This window comes from Prevotella sp. oral taxon 313, assembly GCF_003043935.1.
GTDB lineage: Bacteria > Bacteroidota > Bacteroidia > Bacteroidales > Bacteroidaceae > Prevotella > Prevotella jejuni.
In genome coordinates, this window is sequence record NZ_PYXE01000001.1 from 2802403 (window position 1) to 2820978 (window position 18576).

The window sequence follows — 18576 nt, forward strand, 5'->3', positions numbered from 1 at the left end:
TATGAAACAAATAAGAAATATCATATTGTCAACGGTATCGGTAGGCTTGGCGATGAGCTTGGCTGGCTGTACCAATAGCTATGAGGACTATAATCAAGACCCCTATGGTGTATCGAAGAAGGAGACAGAACGTGATGCCTATTCTTTGGGTGCAGCTATGATAAACTTGCAGAGTTGGGTTGTTCCAACGGATGTCAATACTAATCAGTTCACAGAGTGTCTGTGTGGTGGTTCGTATGGTGGCTATCTTTCTGATTCAAATGCGGGTTTTGCTGGTAAGAACTTTGCACAGTATAGTCCTGAGAATGGCTGGAGTCGTGTTCTTTTCAGAGACTTCCTACCAAAGCTTTCTATCTATTTCAATGAAGTGAAGAGTGCTACAGACGAGCCTGTTCCATTAGCAGTAGCACAGATAGTAAAGGTAGCCGGTATCCATCGTGTTACTGATGCGTATGGTCCGATACCTTATTCTAAGGTGGGACAGAACGGTGAGATTACCGCTCCATACGATTCTCAAGAGGATGTCTACAAGTTAATGTTCAAGCAGTTGGACGAAGCCATTGCTACACTTACAGCCAATCGGACATTAAACTTCTCACCTAAGGCAGATAAGGTATATGCTGGTAATGTAGAAAAGTGGATTAAGTTTGGTAATTCTCTGCGTCTTCGTTTAGCGGTTCGTATATCGAAAGCCAACCCAGCATTAGCTAAGCAAGAGGCTGAAGCATCTATAAATAATGCGGTAGGTGTGATGACCTCCAATGATGACAATGCCTTTATGACTTTGTCGAACACTAATCCTTTCGAGGTAGTGATGTATGAGTATAATGGTGGTGACTCACGTGTTGGAGCAGATATAACCACTTATATGAATGGTTATAACGACCCTCGTAGAGAAGCCATGTTTACCCAGTCGACTTTAGAAAACGCTACTAATGGTTATTATGGATTACGTTCAGGTATTCAGATCCCTGGTGCTGAGATAGCTCATGCGTACAGTAACTATAAGGTAAAGACCGATTCAAAGCTCATGTGGATGAATGCTGCGGAGGTTGCTTTCCTACGTGCTGAGGGCGCATTGAGGAACTGGAACATGGGAGGTACGGCCAGTGATTTCTATAAGAAAGGTGTTGAATTGTCCTTCGAGCAGTGGGGTGTGAAGGGAGCAGCGGCTTATCTGGCTGACAATAGCCGTACCCCTGCAGTCTACACGGACCCTGCAGGCCTCAATACATATACTGGTCCTGTATCGACAATCACTGTTGCTTGGGATGATAATGACACACCCGACCACAAGTTAGAACGTATTATTACCCAGAAATGGTTGGCTATGTTCCCACTTGGTTTGGAGGCTTGGGCAGACTATCGACGCACAGGTTACCCAATGCTGATGCCTGTGAAGGTGAACAATAGCGGTGGTGTCGTAAGTAGTGAGCGTGGTGCTCGTCGTCTATCTTACCCACAGGAAGAGCGTCGTAACAACCTCGAAAACTACAACGCAGCTGTTGGCATGCTTGGTGGAGCTGATAACATGGCTACAGATGTGTGGTGGGCAAAGTAATGAATGGCTAATTAACAAGGATGAAGATGGGGCATGTCATAGATATGTTACCTATTCAACTGTTTAATAATAAAGAATAAAGATGAAAAATATCATTAAGTATATAGCATATTCAACAGTCTGTGCAGTAGCGTTACTTATGTCAAGCTGCGATACAGACGTTGAACCTGTTGATATCAATCAGCCTGGTATTGAGCGTCAGAACCCTGAACTCTACCAGCGCTATCTTGCAAGTATTCGAGCTTACAAGGCAAGTAATCATAAGATTATGATGGTATGGTTTGATAATAGTCAGGCTGTTCCATTTACGCAGGCACAGCACATCAACGCTATCCCTGACAGTGTAGATTACGTCGTACTGACACAGCCAAGCATGATAACTGAGCAGTTACTACAAGAAATCGATGAAGTAAGAAATCAAAAGGGCATGAAGGTTATGTTCCAAATAAGCTGTGATGACATCAAAGCAGCCTACGAAGCACAGAAGAAAGCGTTCATGGCAAAGAGCGAGAATGCGGGTAAGAAATTCCGTGACTTCAATGGTTTCCTCGTTGATTCAGTGAATACACAGCTCCATCTTGTGGACAAGTATAACTATGATGGTGTCATCATGGGATTTAATGCGAAGCTCACACACTATCTGAACGACCAAGAGAAGGCTGAAGCTATCGCTTTAGAAAATGTCTTCTTGGGTATTTCAAAAGACTGGAAGGCACGTCATCCGAACAAAGAGCTGATAATGATGGGTCGTCCACAGCATGTCGCAGACAAGAGCCTACTTGAACAAGCACGCTACCTCATCATTCCTTCACAGGATGAGAAGTCTGTCTCTGGTGTCGACTATTTGATTCGGAAGGCTGCTGTAGAGGGTGTTCCAACCGACAAGTTCATCATAATGGCCAATAATAAGTCTATTGATGAGACCGACACGAAGACTGGTTATTGGGGCAAGACGTTGGCTATGCACGGTATTGCTAAGTTTGTTGCTGCAGACCACACAGGCTATACATGTGCTGGAATGGGCTTATTGAATGCGAATGTTGATTATTATAACGCCTCATTCACCTATCCGAATTTGCGCAAAGTAATCTCAACTATTAATCCAACCGTTAAAGAGTAAAGGAAATGAAGAAGCTATTTAAATATGTTCCTATCCTGTTGGCTACTTGGTTGATAGTAGCTTGTCAGAACAATGATGAGGCCGACTTTAAGAATAAGGCATTCATTGATGGTAAGACATTTACGACAGAGACTATCATAAAAGGTGCTGGTAGTATGGTGAAGTCGTTGACACTCTCCACCTCTCGTCCAGCTGAAATGGACTTGAATGCGACTTTCAAGGCAGCCCCTCAGATGGTTGATACTTATAATAAAGCTTACTATAACAAGGCTGTCCTACTGCCAGATAGCTGTTACAGTATCCTTGTGGGTGATGTAAAAATCAATCAGGGAAGTGTGAAGAGCAACGCTGCTCAGTTTGAATTCTCTAAGCTCGGCGGTCTTGACCGCTCTACTACCTATGTCCTTCCAGTGACGGTTGAGTGCAATGATATAGAGTTGTTGCAGTCTGCTAAGAATTATTACTTCGTATTCCGGGCTGGTGCACTCATCAACGTTGTCGCTGATATGAGTAGGAACTATCTTCAAGTAGAGTGGAAGACACCAGAGCTTGTCACCGATATGAAGCAGATAACGATGGAAGCACTTATCTATCCACGTGAGTTCGGTAAGCTTATTTCTACCATAATGGGCATTGAGGGCAATTTCCTTATGCGTATCGGCGATGCAGGCTTCCCTGATAATCAGATACAGATAGCCACTGGTGCGGGTAATTTCCCTGACTATGACTCTAATAAGGGACTGCAGACAAAGCGCTGGCAGCATGTGGCCATGACCTATAATGCTGATACACGTGAGGTAAAGGTGTATGTAAATGGCATCTTACAGTCGCAGGGTACGCTTCGTCTTAGGTCTGTAACCATTAAGGGTAACTCGGCTGATCGCATGTTCCTCATCGGTAAGTCTTATGATGACGCACGCTGGTTTGAAGGTGATATGGCCGAAGTTCGTGTGTGGAATGTGGTTCGTACACAGGAGGAGATAGCCACTCACTTCTATAGTGTCGACCCTAAGACACCAGGCCTTGTGGGCTATTGGAAGATGGATGATAATACAAGTCCTAACATTGTGAAAGATGCTACGGGCAATGGTAATGACGCTAAAGCCAACAAACCATTATCATGGCATAATGTTTCATTACCAGAGAAATAATCTGTTAAACGCTTAATCAAATGATATTTATGAATATGAATAAAATAAAAACCATCGCTCTTTCGATAGCTGGTATGGCTTTAGCTCTATCCTGTTCAGAGGGTATTGACGTGCCTCTTGTTGATGAAGGCGGTTATAAAACATTGGAGAATAACCTTGCTTTCATCACCGATAAGTATGGATGTAGCAATGTTGACTCTCTCGTTTTCAATGAGAATGGGACAATAGATTTCTATGTCAACCTTACACAAGCACCTAAGGCGAATGAAGATTACACATTGGTCTATGATGCCAAAGTACTTGAAGACTATAATAAAACGAAGGGTACAGCTATCGAAGCTATGCCTGAAGCACTCGTTACTATTGATGGTACAGCTACCGTTGCAGCCGGTGCAACGAAGTCTTCTAAGGTGGCTGTTAAGTACTCTACGGCCCCAGAGCTGAAGGAGAATGGCGTATATGCAATTCCTTTGAAGGTGAAGGGTGCAAGTCAAACCTCAAAGGAAAAGGGCGAGTTCATACTCTTTGTGCGTGATATCAGTAAGATGCCTAATTGCCATAAAGACAATGGCTTGCAGGTAATCAGCTGTATGGAGGTGAATGATGCGAACCCACTTCACAACCTGTGTTACACATTAAAGGAATCAAAGAAGTATGTTTTCGATCAGGTTATCCTCTTCTCTGGAAACATTAACTACAATGCCGAGATAGGAGAAGTGTATAACTATAATAATGAGAACGTACAACATCTGCTCGACTACAAGGAGAAGTACTTGAAACCTTTGCAGGAGAAAGGGATGAAAGTCATTCTTGGTATTCTTGGAAACCATGACCGCTCTGGCGTTGCCAACCTCTCTAAGGAGGGCGCAATAAAGTTTGCACAGGAGTTGAAAGCTGTTGTTGAGGCTTACGACCTCGATGGTGTCTTCTTTGATGACGAGTATTCAAGCTACGGAAGTTACCCTGGCTTTGTCACACCATCAGTTGAAGCAGCGTCTCGCTTATGCTATGAATGTAAGCGCATCATGCCAGACAAACTCATTGAGGTTTATGTCTATGGGCGCACAAGTAGCTTGACAACCATTGATGGGCATAAGCCAGGCGAGTATATCGACTATGCTCTACAGGATTACGGACGCTATGGTGACCTTTCTCCTTATTATGAAGACTTGTCACCTAAGGGTATGATACAAGGTTCGTCAGAGTTTGGACAAGGCCGTATCATCTCTCTTAATACTGCACGCTCTATCAAGACAGATGGTTACGGAGGGACAATGGTATTCGGTTTGACCCCACGGAACGGGTATGTGACACGTCTGAACAATATCACACGTGCCTTCTATGGAGAAGAAACCGTACTGACGGGTAGTTATGCAAAAGATTGGTAACATACTTAAACAATGATACAATGAAACTGAAATATATCTATTCAGCCCTAATGGCGGCTGTTCTTATGCTTGGCTTCACAGCATGTAGCAGCGATGAAGATACTCCGACGACAAAGCCGGAACCAAAGGTTGAGACGGCACTTACGTTTGATACTGACACCGTGAGTGTGGGAGTCGGTGAGACAACTACGTTTAATGTGACGGCAGGAGGTGGTGATTACAAAGCTTTCTGCGAGAATCCAGATATTGCAACACTGTCTATTCAAGGCAATGCGATTACTATCTCTGCTGTTAAACATGGTTATACGGGTGTTGTTGTCTCTGATGCAGCGGGCAACTATAAGCGTTTAATCGTGAAGGCAATGTACAAGAAGATCCTTCTTGATAAGGAGGAAGTTAATGTGAGCATGAAGGTTGGACACACCGATGGCACTGCTGTGGTTACTGTTACGGGTGGTAATGGTGGCTATGAGGCTGTCAGTGATCATGAGGACATTGCTGAAGTGCACTCTATTGTTGATAGCATAATAACTATCAGAGGCGTTAGCAATGGTACGGCAATGGTTACTATCAAGGACAAGATGGGGCTTACCAAGACGGTGAAGGTGACGGTTACCACAACCGATATTCCTTTCACAGAGGAGGAGAAGGCTTCAATCATGGCTTCTACTGAGCCTATCATGGTCTTTGACAACGGCAGATCACGTCAGTATGGTAGTATGAGAATTGGCCAAGAAGATGGTAAAAGGATTGCTGAGTGGAACTATAGCGATTATCTTTACCTTAAATGCTGGTTCACTGGCGACCTTACTGTTGGTATGAAGGCAGAAGGTAAGGTTGGTGTCAAGACTGATTATTGGGGTGAATCAACCACGTATGAGGGGGTAAATGTCGAGATTATCAAAGTGTCTGATACGCAGGTATGGGGACTTATGTGGCTCTTGAAGGATAATTACCTCCACTATGGTTACTTCATCCTACCAATTGATAATGATTAATCTATTGTCTCCTTCTCTGTAAAGGGACACTAAACATGCAGACTGAAATAGTCAAGATATTTCGGTAATTATCTCCCTCTCCATTCGAAGCGATGTTTGGAGAGGGAGATTTTTTTTCTCACATGGAAGGGTGAGATTGCTGAGGTTACTCCTACTGGCCTACTTGCATAGGTCTTTGGAACTTCTTTCTCTCACAAAGGATATATTTTCTCTCACAGAACTCACAGATCTAACAGAGCGTTATTGCGCACAGTTTCGAACTCACAGAACGCCTCCGGCATACAGAATTCACAGAGGCCTTTCAACTAACATTAGCTGTAACGTTCTGTGAAATCGGTTGACTTAATGTCTCTGTGGAATGCTGTGTGTTCTGTTCTTCTGTGTTCTTCTGTGAGAAACAGAATATTGGAGACGTGTGGGGGGAGTTTTTTCTCTCACGCTGGGGATTTTTTTCTCTCACAGAGCACACAGAGTTCACGGAGCTTTTTGGCGCACAGTTTCGAGCCCACAGAAGGCCTTCGGCATACAGAGTTCACAGAACGTTATAGCTAAATGTGGGTGTAACGTTCTGTGAAATCGGTTGACTTAATGTCTCTGTGGAATGCTGTGTGTTCTGTTCTTCTGTGTTTTTCTGTGAGAGAAAGAACAATTGCGAGACTCGTTGAGGAGTTTTTTCTCTCACAGAACTCACAGATTTAACAGAACGTTTTGGCGCACTGTTTCGATTTCACAGAACGCCTCCGACATACAGATATCACAGAACGTTACAGCTAAAGGTGGGTGTTGGGTGTTGGTTGTTAGGTGTTGATGATTAGCTAACGTTGGCTGTAAGGTTCTGTGAAATCGGTTGACTTAATGTCTCTGTGGAATGCTGTGTGTTCTGTTCTTCTGTGTTTTTCTGTGAGAGAAAGAACAATTGCGAGACTCGTTGAGGAGTTTTTTCTCTCACAGAACTCACAGATTTAGCAGAACCTTTTTGCGCACTGTTTCGAACTCACAGAACGCCTCCGGCATACAGAACTCACAGAACGTTACAGCTAAAGGTGGGTGTTGGGTGTTGAGTGTTAGGTGTTGATGATTAGCTAACGTTGGCTGTAAGGTTCTGTGAAATCGGTTGACTTAATGTCTCTGTGCACCTTTGTGAAATCTGTTCATCTGTGTTTTTCTGTGAGAAATAGAATATCTTTTAGAGTCGCTGGAGAGTTCCTTCTCTCATAAAGGACATTTTTTTCTCTCACAGAACTCACAGATTTAACAGAACGTTTTGGCGCACTGTTTCGAACTCACAGAACGCCTCCGGCATACAGAACTCACAGAACGTTACAGCTAAAGGTGGGTGTTGGGTGTTGAGTGTTAGGTGCTGATGATTAGTTAACGTTGGCTGTAAGGTTCTGTGAAATCGGTTGACTTAATGTCTCTGTGGAATGCTGTGTGTTCTGTTCTTCTGTGTTTTTCTGTGAGAGAAAGAACAATTGCGAGACTCGTTGAGGAGTTTTTTCTCTCACAGAACTCACAGATTTAGCAGAACCTTTTTGCGCACAGTTTCGAACTCACAGAACGCCTCCGGCATACAGAATTCACAGAGGCCTTTCAACTAACATTAGCTGTAACGTTCTGTGAAATCGGTTGACTTAATGTCTCTGTGGAATGCTGTGTGTTCTGTTCTTCTGTGTTTTTCTGTGAGAGAAAGAACAATTGCGAGACTCGTTGAGGAGTTTTTTCTCTCACAGAACTCACAGATTTAACAGAACCTTTTGGCGCACTGTTTCGATTCCACAGAACGCCTCCGGCATACAGATATCACAGAACGTTACAGCTAAAGGTGGGTGTTGGGTGTTGGTTGTTAGGTGTTGATGATTAGCTAACGTTGGCTGTAAGGTTCTGTGAAATCGGTTGACTTAATGTCTCTGTGGAATGCTGTGTGTTCTGTTCTTCTGTGTTTTTCTGTGAGAGTAAGAACAATTGCGAGACTCGTTGAGGAGTTTTTTCTCTCACAGAACTCACAGATTTAACAGAACGTTTTGGCGCACTGTTTCGATTCCACAGAACGCCTCCGGCATACAGATATCACAGAACGTTACAGCTAAAGGTGAGTGTTGGGTGTTGGTTGTTAGGTGTTGATGATTAGCTAACGTTGGCTGTAAGGTTCTGTGAAATCGGTTGACTTAATGTCTCTGTGGAATGCTGTGTGTTCTGTTCATCTGTGAGTTCTGTGAGAAAAAGAATGTTCCTCCGTGAAAGTGAAAACTCTAAACATCCAAACAGGAATTGTCAGAATTTTTCAGTTGTCACGCCCTTCTTCGTTCGAGGAAAGGCCAAGCAGGATGCGAGAAGACGCCCTTCTGCGTTCAAGAACATGCCCTTCTTGCGTGTTAAAGACGCCCTTCTTGATGCAAGAAGGGCGTCTTCTTTAATGCTATGTGTAATAGGTTGATTTGTAGTGGGTTATAAAGTTGGCTGTTGGAGATATTATACTCCTGTCTTAAAGATGATTACTTTGATGTTGTGTAATGATTTTTCATAAGTTCGTTGATACTTCCGAAATGTGAGGTAGTTGCCGCTATATAACAAGTGGAAAGGTAGGTAAATGGAGTAGAGTAGGTTTATCCCGCATGGAGAGACATAACTGAAGGTGATAAGGGATGCTTGAAATATCACTTAAGAAGGCGGGTAGACGCTATTTATAAGTAGGTGATGTTTGTTTACATATAAGATATAACATAGAGGAGAAGCGTTGTTTGTGTGTTTGCGTATTCTCATTTTGTCTTCTTTTCTTCTTCTTCTTTTGTTGTGCTTTTGCGTGATAGCAATAGTGTAGAAGAGCAGTACGAGTGTAGAATATTGTCAAGTAAGTTGATGCGTAAAGTTGCAAGGAAGCGAGACAGAGATAAAAGCGAATGAAAGACAGTTTGTAGTAGATACGAGGAGTATCTGTTATCATTATCTTCTTTTATAGTCTTTTTATCCTTAGATATCAGAAAAATTGTGTAAGTTTGCACTTAGTATTATAACTATAAACTATCGAGATGGAAGATTTAAAGAAAGTCTTTGCAGGCAAACTGCTCGGAATTAAAGCCATTAAGTTGCAACCTAATGACCCTTTTACATGGGCAAGTGGTTGGAAGTCACCTTTCTACTGTGATAATCGCAAGACGTTGTCGTTCCACGATGTACGTTCGTTTGTGAAGCTCGAGTTGGTACATGCCATCCTTGAAAACTTCCCAGAGGCTACGGCTGTGGCTGGTGTTGCAACGGGAGCTATCGCTCAGGGTATGCTTGTTGCCGATGAGTTGGCCTTGCCCTACGCATACGTTCGCCCGAAGCCAAAGGACCATGGCATGAAAAACCAGATTGAAGGTGAATTGCCAACAGGCTCAAAGGTGGTCGTTGTAGAAGACCTTATCTCTACAGGTGGCTCTTCTCTGAAGGCCGTAGCAGCTCTGCGTGAGGCAGGCTTTGAGGTTGTGGGTATGGTAGCCTCTTATACTTACGGTTTTTCAGTAGCCGAGGAAGCCTTCCGAGAGGCTCATGTAAAGTTGGTGACCCTCACCGATTACGAGCATGTCGTTGAGAAGGCACTTGAGACAGGATATATTAAAGAAGACGAAGTCGCCATGTTGCATGATTGGCGTAAGGACCCAGCAAATTGGAAAAAGTAGTCTTTTAACATTCCGTATGGAGTAACATAATTTATTTCTTGCGGACTGTTTGTAAATGAGTGATAGTAGTGGGCGCCTTGTTAGTGCGTCCCTACCTTTGTTTGTCATCTTCTCTTACAATCAGTCTTGCTATCTTATAGCCCTCCACTCTATAACTCCTCTAATAAAGATAAGTAATGACAAAGTTTGAAAGTAGTGTAAAGCAGATTCCTCACTCTCAAGAGAGTGTATATAAAACGTTGAGTGACTTGAATAATGTACAGCGTCTGAAAGAGCGTCTCCCAGAAGGTTCAACAGGCGATGCTGATATGGATAAGGTGAAAGAAAGATTACAGAATATCACCTTTGACCAGGACTCTCTATCTGTGAATGTAGAGCCTGTTGGTCAGATTTCTATGCGTATCATAGAGCGTGAAGAGCCTAAGACGATTAAGTTTGAAAGTGATAATTCGCCATTATCCTTTAACTTCTGGATTCAGATACTCCCTGTTTCTGAGTCTTCCTCAAAGATGAAACTAACGATAGATGCCGATATTCCTTTCTTTGCAAAGGGCATGGTATCAAAGCCACTACAAGAGGGTATTGAGAAGATTGCCGATGCCTTGGCAATGATTCCGTTCGAATAATATCATTATATGTGGAGAGTAAAATTATGATGAGACGTTGTGTTCAATCTGTTCTCTTACTGTTTCTTATCCTATTATCATCATGTGGTGATAGGGTGGACTATGAATACAGTAGCCGTCGTATCTTTTTTACTTTCCATAACGATACGCATCAAGACCCTATCCTTGCCTCTGCGCTCAATTCAATGTCGCCAGGAGTATATTGTATCATACGATATTCATACGTTAGTGGGCGTCATAGCTTCTCTTTTGAGAATAATCAAGGACTGCGTTCGGGTTCTCCTGTGTGGTTTGATGGTATCGATCTTAGACTGGAGAGTTGGAAGCATGTGGGACAGAACAACGGACTTATAGTGGGGTATGGCAATCTTGACGTTCCTGCTCCGCTGTATGCATACGACCTACAATGTCCTAATTGCTTTCAGCCGAATGTACTTCCTTTGCGCTCTTATGAGTTGAAAGTGAGTAGTGATGGCTTTGCCACTTGTACTAACTGCCATCGAAAGTATAACCTTAATACTGGGGGTAATATCGTGAGTGGCGAGGGGGGTAAGAAGCTTATCCGTTATCGTGCTAATTGTACGGGACCAACTGGCGTTTTGGGCATTAATTAGTACTGTACTTTTATTGTCACTTTCATGGTAGCACACATGTTTTATGCATGTGTGATACGTTCACCTTCCATCGTAATTAACCCTTTAATCTATAGCTTGAAACGATGTTGAATAGCGAAGGAAATGCACCTTTTTGACTTAAACGATTTGTTGAAGCATAGAAAACGTAGGAAGTTTAGTACTATATTATATAGGTGTATTTTGATAGAGTCAAGTAGAGAAAAATCATAAATAGCGATACTAATCAACCTAATAAGTTCAAAAAAGCATGAAAAATTTTGTTAGTTCGAAGATTTAGCCTTATCTTTGCAAACGGTTTGCCGCAATGGTGGAATTGGTAGACACGAGGGACTTAAAATCCCTTGGCCAGTAATGGCTGTGCGGGTTCGAGTCCCGCTCGCGGCACTTTCTTCTTAAATCTCAATGCGCATGAGGCGAATAGCATATATACTCTTGTTCTCCCTGCTGTTAGTTTCTTGTGGTACTCGTAGCGGTTACTTCAAGATGGAGGGGCGTTTCTTGCACATGAATCAAGGTGAACTTTATGTTTATAGCCCAGATGGGGGTATCAATGGTTTAGATACTATCAAGATTGAGGCTGGACGTTTCTCTTATGAGAAACCTTGTAGTAAACTTTCTACATTAATTATAATCTTCCCTAATTATTCTTCGCAGCCTATCTTTGCCGAATCGGGTGAGGCGGTAGACGTAAAAGCTGATGCTTCCCACCTAAAAGAGATGGAGGTAGAAGGAACGAAGAATAATGAACTGATGACTAAGTTCCGCAAGCAGATAGCAAGTGTATCCCCTCCTGAGGAGATGAAATATGCGATAACGTTTATCAACGACCATCCAGAGTCGCCAGTAAGTGTGTATCTGCTCAATCGTTACTTTATTCAAACAGAGTCTCCTGACTATAAGCAGGCGGCGAAACTATTGCGGGTATTGATGAAGGAGCAGCCTGAAAATACAGATTTGGGTCGTCTTCAACGGCAATTAACCGAATTAGGCTCGTTGCCAGTCGGTAGTAAGATGCCTAAGTTTGTAGCCAAGGATATAAATGGAAAAGTCGTGAATAATTCGACTTTCCAAGGGAAGGATATTGTTATTATCAATACTTGGGCCGCATGGAGTTATGAGAGTCTTGACATTCAGCGTGCGCTGAGTGATGCTGTGAAGGCAGGGAAGATTGCTGCTATGGGTATCTGTATTGATGCCAATCCTAAGGAGGTAAGGCAGTCATTAGAGCGTGACGGCATAGAATTTCCTAATGTATGTGATGGAAAGCTACTTAATACTCCATTGCTCAAAACCTTTGGACTTAATACTGTACCAGATAATATTGTCATTCGCAACGGGAAGGTAACAGAAAGGAATATCACCGCTAATACTATCCGTCAGCGTTATGGCATAGACTAAAAACCAATAGTGTGCTTGTAAAAACATTCTGTGCAGCTGTCAACGGAATGGAAGTCACCACCGTGACAGTCGAAGTTAGTATCACGCGGGGCGTATTGTTCCACCTTACCGGGCTGGCAGATGGCGCGGTAAAGGAAAGTCATGACCGTATTGCAGCAGCACTCCTCAATAATGGGTATAAGTTCCCTGTAGCCGATATCACCGCTAATCTCGCTCCTGCCGACCTCAAGAAAGAAGGCTCCAGTTTTGACCTCCCATTAGCAATTGCTATTCTTGCTGCTAATGAGAAGATGAGTTATGACCGTTTGCGAGAGTTCATGCTTGTGGGAGAGTTGAGTCTCGATGGAACCTTGCAACCAGTAAAAGGTGTGCTTCCTATCGCTATCAAGGCACGTGCAGAGAAATTTAAGGGTATTATCGTACCCAAAGCGAATGAGCACGAAGCCGCTGTGGTAGATACGTTAGAGGTCTACGGAATGGAGAATATATTACAAGTTATTGATTTTCTTAATGGTAGCTCCAATCCAGAGCCCTGTTTCGTTGATACGCGAAAAGAATTCTATGAACATCAATATGCTTTTGATCTCGATTTTGCAGATGTTCGTGGACAGGAGAATGTAAAGCGAGCTTTAGAAGTGGCAGCCGCTGGCGGACATAATCTTATTATGGTTGGACCGCCAGGAAGTGGAAAGAGTATGATGGCAAAGCGTCTTCCTTCGATTCTTCCCCCTCTGTCTTTATCGGAGAGTTTAGAGACAACACAAATTCACTCTATTGCGGGAAAACTGAGTCGTGACACCGGATTAATAACGCAACGCCCCTTCCGTAGTCCTCACCATACTATCTCTGAAGTGGCACTCGTGGGTGGTGGTGCTAATCCAATGCCGGGCGAGATAACCCTTGCTCATAATGGAGTGCTCTTTTGTGATGAGTTGCCAGAGTTTAATAAACATACCTTAGAGGTTCTTCGACAGCCGTTAGAAGACCGCAAGATAACTATCTCTCGTGCCAAATATACCGTTACTTATCCTTGTAGTTTTATGTTCGTAGCAAGTATGAATCCATGTCCATGTGGCTATTTTGCCGACCCTACACATCATTGTGTATGTTCGCCAGGACAGATTCAGAAATATCTGGCCAAGATATCAGGACCGCTGATGGACAGAATAGATATTCAGTGTGAGATAGCTCCTCTTCCTTTTAAGGATATCTCACAGGCTACACCGGGCGAACCAAGTGCTACTATTCGTGAACGGGTTATCCGTGCACGTGCTATTCAGACTGAGCGTTTCAGTAGTTATCGTCATATTCATTGTAATGCGCAGATGAATGAACGTATGATTCATGAGTTTGCTGAACCTGATGAGGCCTCCATCAAACTTCTTCGTGATGCCATGGAACGACTGAAACTATCGGCACGTGCCTACAACAGAATTTTGAAAGTGGCTCGTTCTATAGCCGACTTGGAGGCATCGGAGACGGTGCAAGTGCAGCATATAGCTGAGGCTATTGGGTATAGGAACTTAGATAGGAGTGATTGGGCAGAACGATAATTTTCGTTTCTTATCTATTGCAATAAGAGAATTGATAAGGAATAAGAGAAAAAATAGTATTAAGCATAAAATAAAATGATATGAAAAAGCTGTTGATGTTTATGTTGTTGATGATGAGCTTAGCTGTGTCTGCCGAAACAGGTGACTCATTGATGACAGTAGATTGGAATAGTATAAAGGCTGAGGTGAGAGCTAATCCACAGCGTGTACAGAATTTGGTTGATGAGTTTATAAACGTAGACTCTGACTTAACGATGACTGCTAAAGATCGAATCTTAGCTGTCTACGGGCGCACTTACCTCAATAATGGTAGTGACATGAGTATTGAAATTGACATGATGAAGGTTAGACGTGACGGAAAGTTTGAAGAGGCAGCTACGATAGCCGACAGGGTTCTTACAAAAAATCCGCTTAATACGAATGCACTCATTTCTAAGATCTATTATTTCAGGAAACTCTCTGGTTCTGATCCTGACAAGGAGTGGATGACAAGCGATAGTCTTAAAGTTTATTCTGTTCGTCTTTCGCGTATCTTGGATACCATCTTTATGACGGGTGATGGGAGTAAAGAGCATCCTTTCTTTGTCACCTCCGTAGGTGATGAGTATAATTTTGTGAACTTCTTCCTTGGTATCCTCAAAATCAATGGACAGATGATGATAGAGAAGACCGACCGTCTTATCTTAGGTGATACCAGTGAAGTCTATACTTCGCCTGATATCTATTTTGATATTAAGCGTGTCCTCGAATTAGAGGCTGGATTATTTTGATTAGATGGGAAAGAGATAGGGTAGGGGGTGTCTGATGCTTTACATATAATTTACTACTTCAGATTTGTGGGGCGGAAGAGACTGTTTTATCAGTAGCGTCTATGGTCTTATCACTGTGTATTTGGCGTAAAGAGTTTTTCCAAAAAACAAAACTTGCTGTCATTACTGTCATGCAATAGAGGATATTAACTTGTTAACTTATAAGAAGATAGACGAAATGTTAAAAATGACAGCAAATTGATTTTAAACTTATTCAGGTAATTCTATGTAATAATTACTACTTGTTTTGTAGGTGTTATCACATCCATTTCTAAGGAATAGGAATAAGCAGGAGAGGGCAGTGACAATTATTGGTATTAGATATGGTTATCTGAGAGGTCAATAAATAAGGATAGAAACTCGTAAAAGATTTCTGTATTACTTGTTTTCATGAGAATATTCAAGATTCTATTCGTCGAAAAATGTTTTTATTGAACATTAATAGATTTTTATCCCATAAAACTTTGATATATCATTTTTTAGCATTATCTTTGCACTGAGGTAAATTAAACATTAAGGCTATAGAATTCCGACATTCATTGAATTGGTGTTGGAATTCTGTTTCTTTATATGTTTTTGAAAAACGGATTAATTATTTAAAACAAGATATTATGGCTTATATGTCACAGGAAGGCTACGATAAGCTCGTAGCTGAGTTGCAGTATTTAGAATCTGTTGAACGTCCCAAGGCATCAGCTGCTATTGCTGAAGCAGCCGATAAGGGCGATTTGAGTGAGAATTCAGAGTATGATGCTGCTAAAGAGGCGCAGCGTCATCTTGAGGCACGTATTGCTGAGATGAAGATGACCGTGGCACAAGCAAAGATTGTGGATTTGTCACGTTTGAGTACTGACGCTGTGCAGATTATGTCTACTGTTGAGATGACTAACGTGAAGACAAACGCTAAGATGAAGTACACGATTGTTAGTGAGACAGAAGCTAATCTGAAACAGAACAAGATTTCCATCAAGACTCCTATTGCACAAGGACTGTTGAATAAGAAAGTGGGCGACGAGGTTGAAATCACAATCCCTCGTGGTACGATTGTATTGCGCATAGACAAGATATCAATTGATGCTTAAGAACTAAACAAGAGGAGGTTAGTATGACAATATTTAGTAAGATTGCTGCTGGGGAGATTCCCAGTTATAAGTGTGCAGAGAATGAGCAGTTTTATGCGTTTCTTGATATCGATCCAGTAACAAAGGGGCATACACTTGTTGTGCCTCGTAAGGAGGTTGATTATATCTTTGATATGGATGATGATGAGCTTGCTGCCTTTGAAGTGTTTGCCAAGAAGGTGGCACGCGCTATAAAGACAGTCTTTCCATGTAAGAAGGTAGCACAGGTTGTGTTGGGACTGGAAGTCAATCATGCACATATTCATCTCTTGCCAATGAACAATGAGGCTGATGTTGATTTCAAGCATCACGTACAAGTTGAGGCAGAAGAGCAGAAAGAGATTGCTGCAAAGATTTTCAAGGCTTTCCAGGAATTGGAATAACACTTGGCTTTTCTGGAATAAGATATTATCAAGATGGGGATATACAGTCATTGCATATCCCCGTTTATTATTTTCCTTAATATAAGGAAGCTTCGCTTAGCAAAGTAATCCCACTTTTACCCAATTTGCTACTCCCCTCCTTTGGAGGGGTTGGGGGAGGTTTTTATTTATACAAACTCATCCCCCTTTTTTATCTGTACCTCATTCACATATTTCCTTACCAATGCTGAGGAATCTTCTTTCTTGCAGATAAGTAATACGTTGTCTTTTTCTGCAATGATATAGCCATCAAGACCGTTGATGACACCCAGTCTGTCTTTGGAGAGTTTTATGATATTATTGGTAGCATCTTCAAGGATAACATCAGAGTCTATGATGACATTATCTCCCTCTCGCTTGCTTAGTGACTCATAGACACCATGCCATGTTCCAAGGTCTGCCCATCCGAAATCGCATTTCATAACATAAACATTATCAGACTTCTCAAGAATACCATGATCTAAAGATATGTTTGGATAACGTGGGAAGTTCTCATGTATGAAAGCTTCCTCTTCTTCAATTGTAGTAATCTTCTCTCCGCTCTCCTCATCACGAATGACGGATGGAAGAAAACCATAAAGGCACTGGCGTAAGTAGTTGGTGTTAGAAAGGAACAGACCTGTGTTCCAGCACCATTCCTTACTATCCATGAACATCTGTGCAAATTGTCGGTCGGGCTTTTCTGTAAAAGCCTGCACCTTATATATATCACCATTGCCAGTGTAGACACCCTTTTGGATATACCCATAACCTGGCTCTGGTCGGGTCGGGCTAACGCCCATGGTTAGTATAGCGTCGTTGTTCTCAACAAACTGTAGTCCATCGGTAATATTACGAAAGAAAGCATTGTCGTTAACAATCGTCTGGTCAGAGGGAGATACAATGATGTTAGCTTTGGGATCGAACATCATGATACGATGTACTGCCCACGCAACGCTTGGTGCAGTATTACGGTGTATCGGCTCTGCCATGATACGGTCGGATGATACCTCTGGCAATTGTTCTCTAATCAAGTCGAGATAATCGCAACTTGTATTGATATAAATATTCTCTTTAGGAAGAACTTGAGCGAATCGATCGAAGGTTTGTTGAAGTTGAGTACGACCCACACCAAAGAAATCTATAAATTGCTTTGGGTGTTTATCTCTACTGCACGGCCATAGTCTTCGTCCCTTGCCACCGGCAAGAATCACGCAATAGTTGTTTTGTTTCGTAGTCATTATTTATTTAAGCTAACTAACATTTGTTTCCTCAAAGGTACCTTATATAACTCATACCTCCAAATCTTTTGATGTTAAATACCGCAAATACTAACGAATCACCGTATTGTCATTAAATAATCCCTCAAAAATTTGCCACATTCAGATTTTCTCTCTACCTTTGCACCCGTTGTTCAGACAACAGCCATGCCCAGATGGCGGAATAGGTAGACGCGCTGGTCTCAAACACCAGTGGGGTAACCCATCCCGGTTCGAGCCCGGGTCTGGGTACCAAGTAAAAAGCTAAGTTGTTTATAATCAAACACTTAGCTTTTTCTTATTTTATAAATGTTCCCAAAATGTTCCCAATCAGAATATTATGGGATTAAATAATAACCTAATATAAACCTATAAAATGGAAAAAGTAGAAAAATTCAAGAGTCTCTGTCAAGAATTACAGAAAAGAAAATTAGATTTAGACAAAGAAGTTAACAACTATGTTAATATTGCTACAAATCTTAATAAGATTGGCATATATGTAATACAGAACGGAATTGTTGATATAAATAGCCAATTAAATGATGAAACAAAGCTGAAAATAGAGGATTATCTTCATGAAGTTGAGGGTAAGGTAAAAGAGCAAGCGGACTGGATCAAAGAAAGACAAAATGCCTTTAATGAAGCACTTACGGAAATTAAGGGTGTACTACAGAAATACCTTCCACAATCGTTTCTTGATTACTCTATCAAGGAAATACAGAATATTGCTATGTATAATGATTTATTAGCTATTGAACGTGGAGAATCCATTATAAATGATATAAAATCATCTCTTAAAACTGATTAAGATAAAGACACGAAAATGGTAATATGTCAAAACACTGTTTAGAACAAAATGCACTATCACTTGTATAGCTCAACTTCAACACACATTAA

15 protein-coding genes and 2 tRNA genes are annotated in these 18576 nt (G+C 41.9%); 16 read left to right on the top strand and 1 reads right to left on the bottom strand.

Annotation, left to right across the window (positions count from 1 at the left end; all coding sequences use genetic code 11):
- Position 1: 1 nt before the first annotated feature.
- From AXF23_RS10935 to AXF23_RS11035, 14 genes are all read left to right on the top strand, one after another.
- A complete protein-coding gene (locus AXF23_RS10935; RefSeq protein ID WP_107625326.1) occupies positions 2-1561 on the top strand; it encodes a RagB/SusD family nutrient uptake outer membrane protein in 1560 nt (519 codons plus the stop codon).
- Positions 1562-1643: 82 nt separating this feature from the next.
- Positions 1644-2681: a glycoside hydrolase family 18 gene (locus AXF23_RS10940; protein ID WP_107625327.1), complete on the top strand. Its 1038-nt coding sequence runs from the start codon at positions 1644-1646 to the stop codon at positions 2679-2681.
- A gap of 5 nt (positions 2682-2686) precedes the next feature.
- Positions 2687-3832 (top strand): DUF1735 and LamG domain-containing protein, encoded by a 1146-nt coding sequence (locus tag AXF23_RS10945; RefSeq protein WP_107625328.1) that lies wholly within the window; start codon positions 2687-2689, stop codon positions 3830-3832.
- A 29-nt stretch (positions 3833-3861) separates the two neighbouring features.
- A complete protein-coding gene (locus AXF23_RS10950) occupies positions 3862-5220 on the top strand; it encodes a BT_3987 domain-containing protein (RefSeq protein WP_107625329.1) in 1359 nt (452 codons plus the stop codon).
- Positions 5221-5240: 20 nt separating this feature from the next.
- Entirely contained in the window at positions 5241-6218 is a 978-nt protein-coding gene (locus tag AXF23_RS10955) for a hypothetical protein (RefSeq protein WP_107625330.1), read from the top strand.
- Positions 6219-9244: 3026 nt separating this feature from the next.
- Positions 9245-9877, top strand: a complete 633-nt coding sequence (gene pyrE, locus AXF23_RS10995) for an orotate phosphoribosyltransferase (RefSeq protein WP_107625332.1) — start codon at positions 9245-9247, stop codon at positions 9875-9877.
- 176 nt (positions 9878-10053) lie between these two features.
- Positions 10054-10503 (top strand): SRPBCC family protein, encoded by a 450-nt coding sequence (locus tag AXF23_RS11000; protein WP_107625333.1) that lies wholly within the window; start codon positions 10054-10056, stop codon positions 10501-10503.
- A gap of 29 nt (positions 10504-10532) precedes the next feature.
- Entirely contained in the window at positions 10533-11117 is a 585-nt protein-coding gene (locus AXF23_RS11005) for a hypothetical protein (protein WP_107625875.1), read from the top strand.
- A 319-nt stretch (positions 11118-11436) separates the two neighbouring features.
- Positions 11437-11522, top strand: a tRNA-Leu gene (locus tag AXF23_RS11010).
- Between the two features lie 18 nt (positions 11523-11540).
- Positions 11541-12536 carry a TlpA disulfide reductase family protein gene (locus tag AXF23_RS11015; RefSeq protein ID WP_107625334.1) on the top strand — a complete coding sequence of 332 codons (996 nt, stop codon included), beginning with the start codon at positions 11541-11543 and terminating at the stop codon, positions 12534-12536.
- A gap of 11 nt (positions 12537-12547) precedes the next feature.
- Positions 12548-14089: a YifB family Mg chelatase-like AAA ATPase gene (locus AXF23_RS11020; protein ID WP_089365427.1), complete on the top strand. Its 1542-nt coding sequence runs from the start codon at positions 12548-12550 to the stop codon at positions 14087-14089.
- A gap of 80 nt (positions 14090-14169) precedes the next feature.
- Positions 14170-14859 (top strand): DUF4919 domain-containing protein, encoded by a 690-nt coding sequence (locus tag AXF23_RS11025; protein WP_107625335.1) that lies wholly within the window; start codon positions 14170-14172, stop codon positions 14857-14859.
- Between the two features lie 650 nt (positions 14860-15509).
- The gene (gene greA / locus AXF23_RS11030) at positions 15510-15980 is read left to right on the top strand and encodes a transcription elongation factor GreA (RefSeq protein WP_009012608.1); all 471 of its coding nucleotides are present in this window, start codon (positions 15510-15512) and stop codon (positions 15978-15980) included.
- Between the two features lie 23 nt (positions 15981-16003).
- The gene (locus tag AXF23_RS11035; RefSeq protein WP_107625336.1) at positions 16004-16402 is read left to right on the top strand and encodes an HIT family protein; all 399 of its coding nucleotides are present in this window, start codon (positions 16004-16006) and stop codon (positions 16400-16402) included.
- Positions 16403-16569: 167 nt separating this feature from the next.
- On the opposite strand, the gene AXF23_RS11040 is transcribed toward AXF23_RS11035, so the two are convergent.
- Positions 16570-17661, bottom strand: coding sequence for a mannose-1-phosphate guanylyltransferase (locus AXF23_RS11040; RefSeq protein WP_107625337.1), 1092 nt, complete (start codon positions 17659-17661; stop codon positions 16570-16572).
- A 188-nt stretch (positions 17662-17849) separates the two neighbouring features.
- Between AXF23_RS11040 and AXF23_RS11045 the strand changes: the two genes are divergently transcribed.
- Positions 17850-17934, top strand: a tRNA-Leu gene (locus tag AXF23_RS11045).
- Positions 17935-18055: 121 nt separating this feature from the next.
- Positions 18056-18487, top strand: a complete 432-nt coding sequence (locus AXF23_RS11050) for a hypothetical protein (RefSeq protein WP_004342667.1) — start codon at positions 18056-18058, stop codon at positions 18485-18487.
- Positions 18488-18576: the final 89 nt, after the last annotated feature.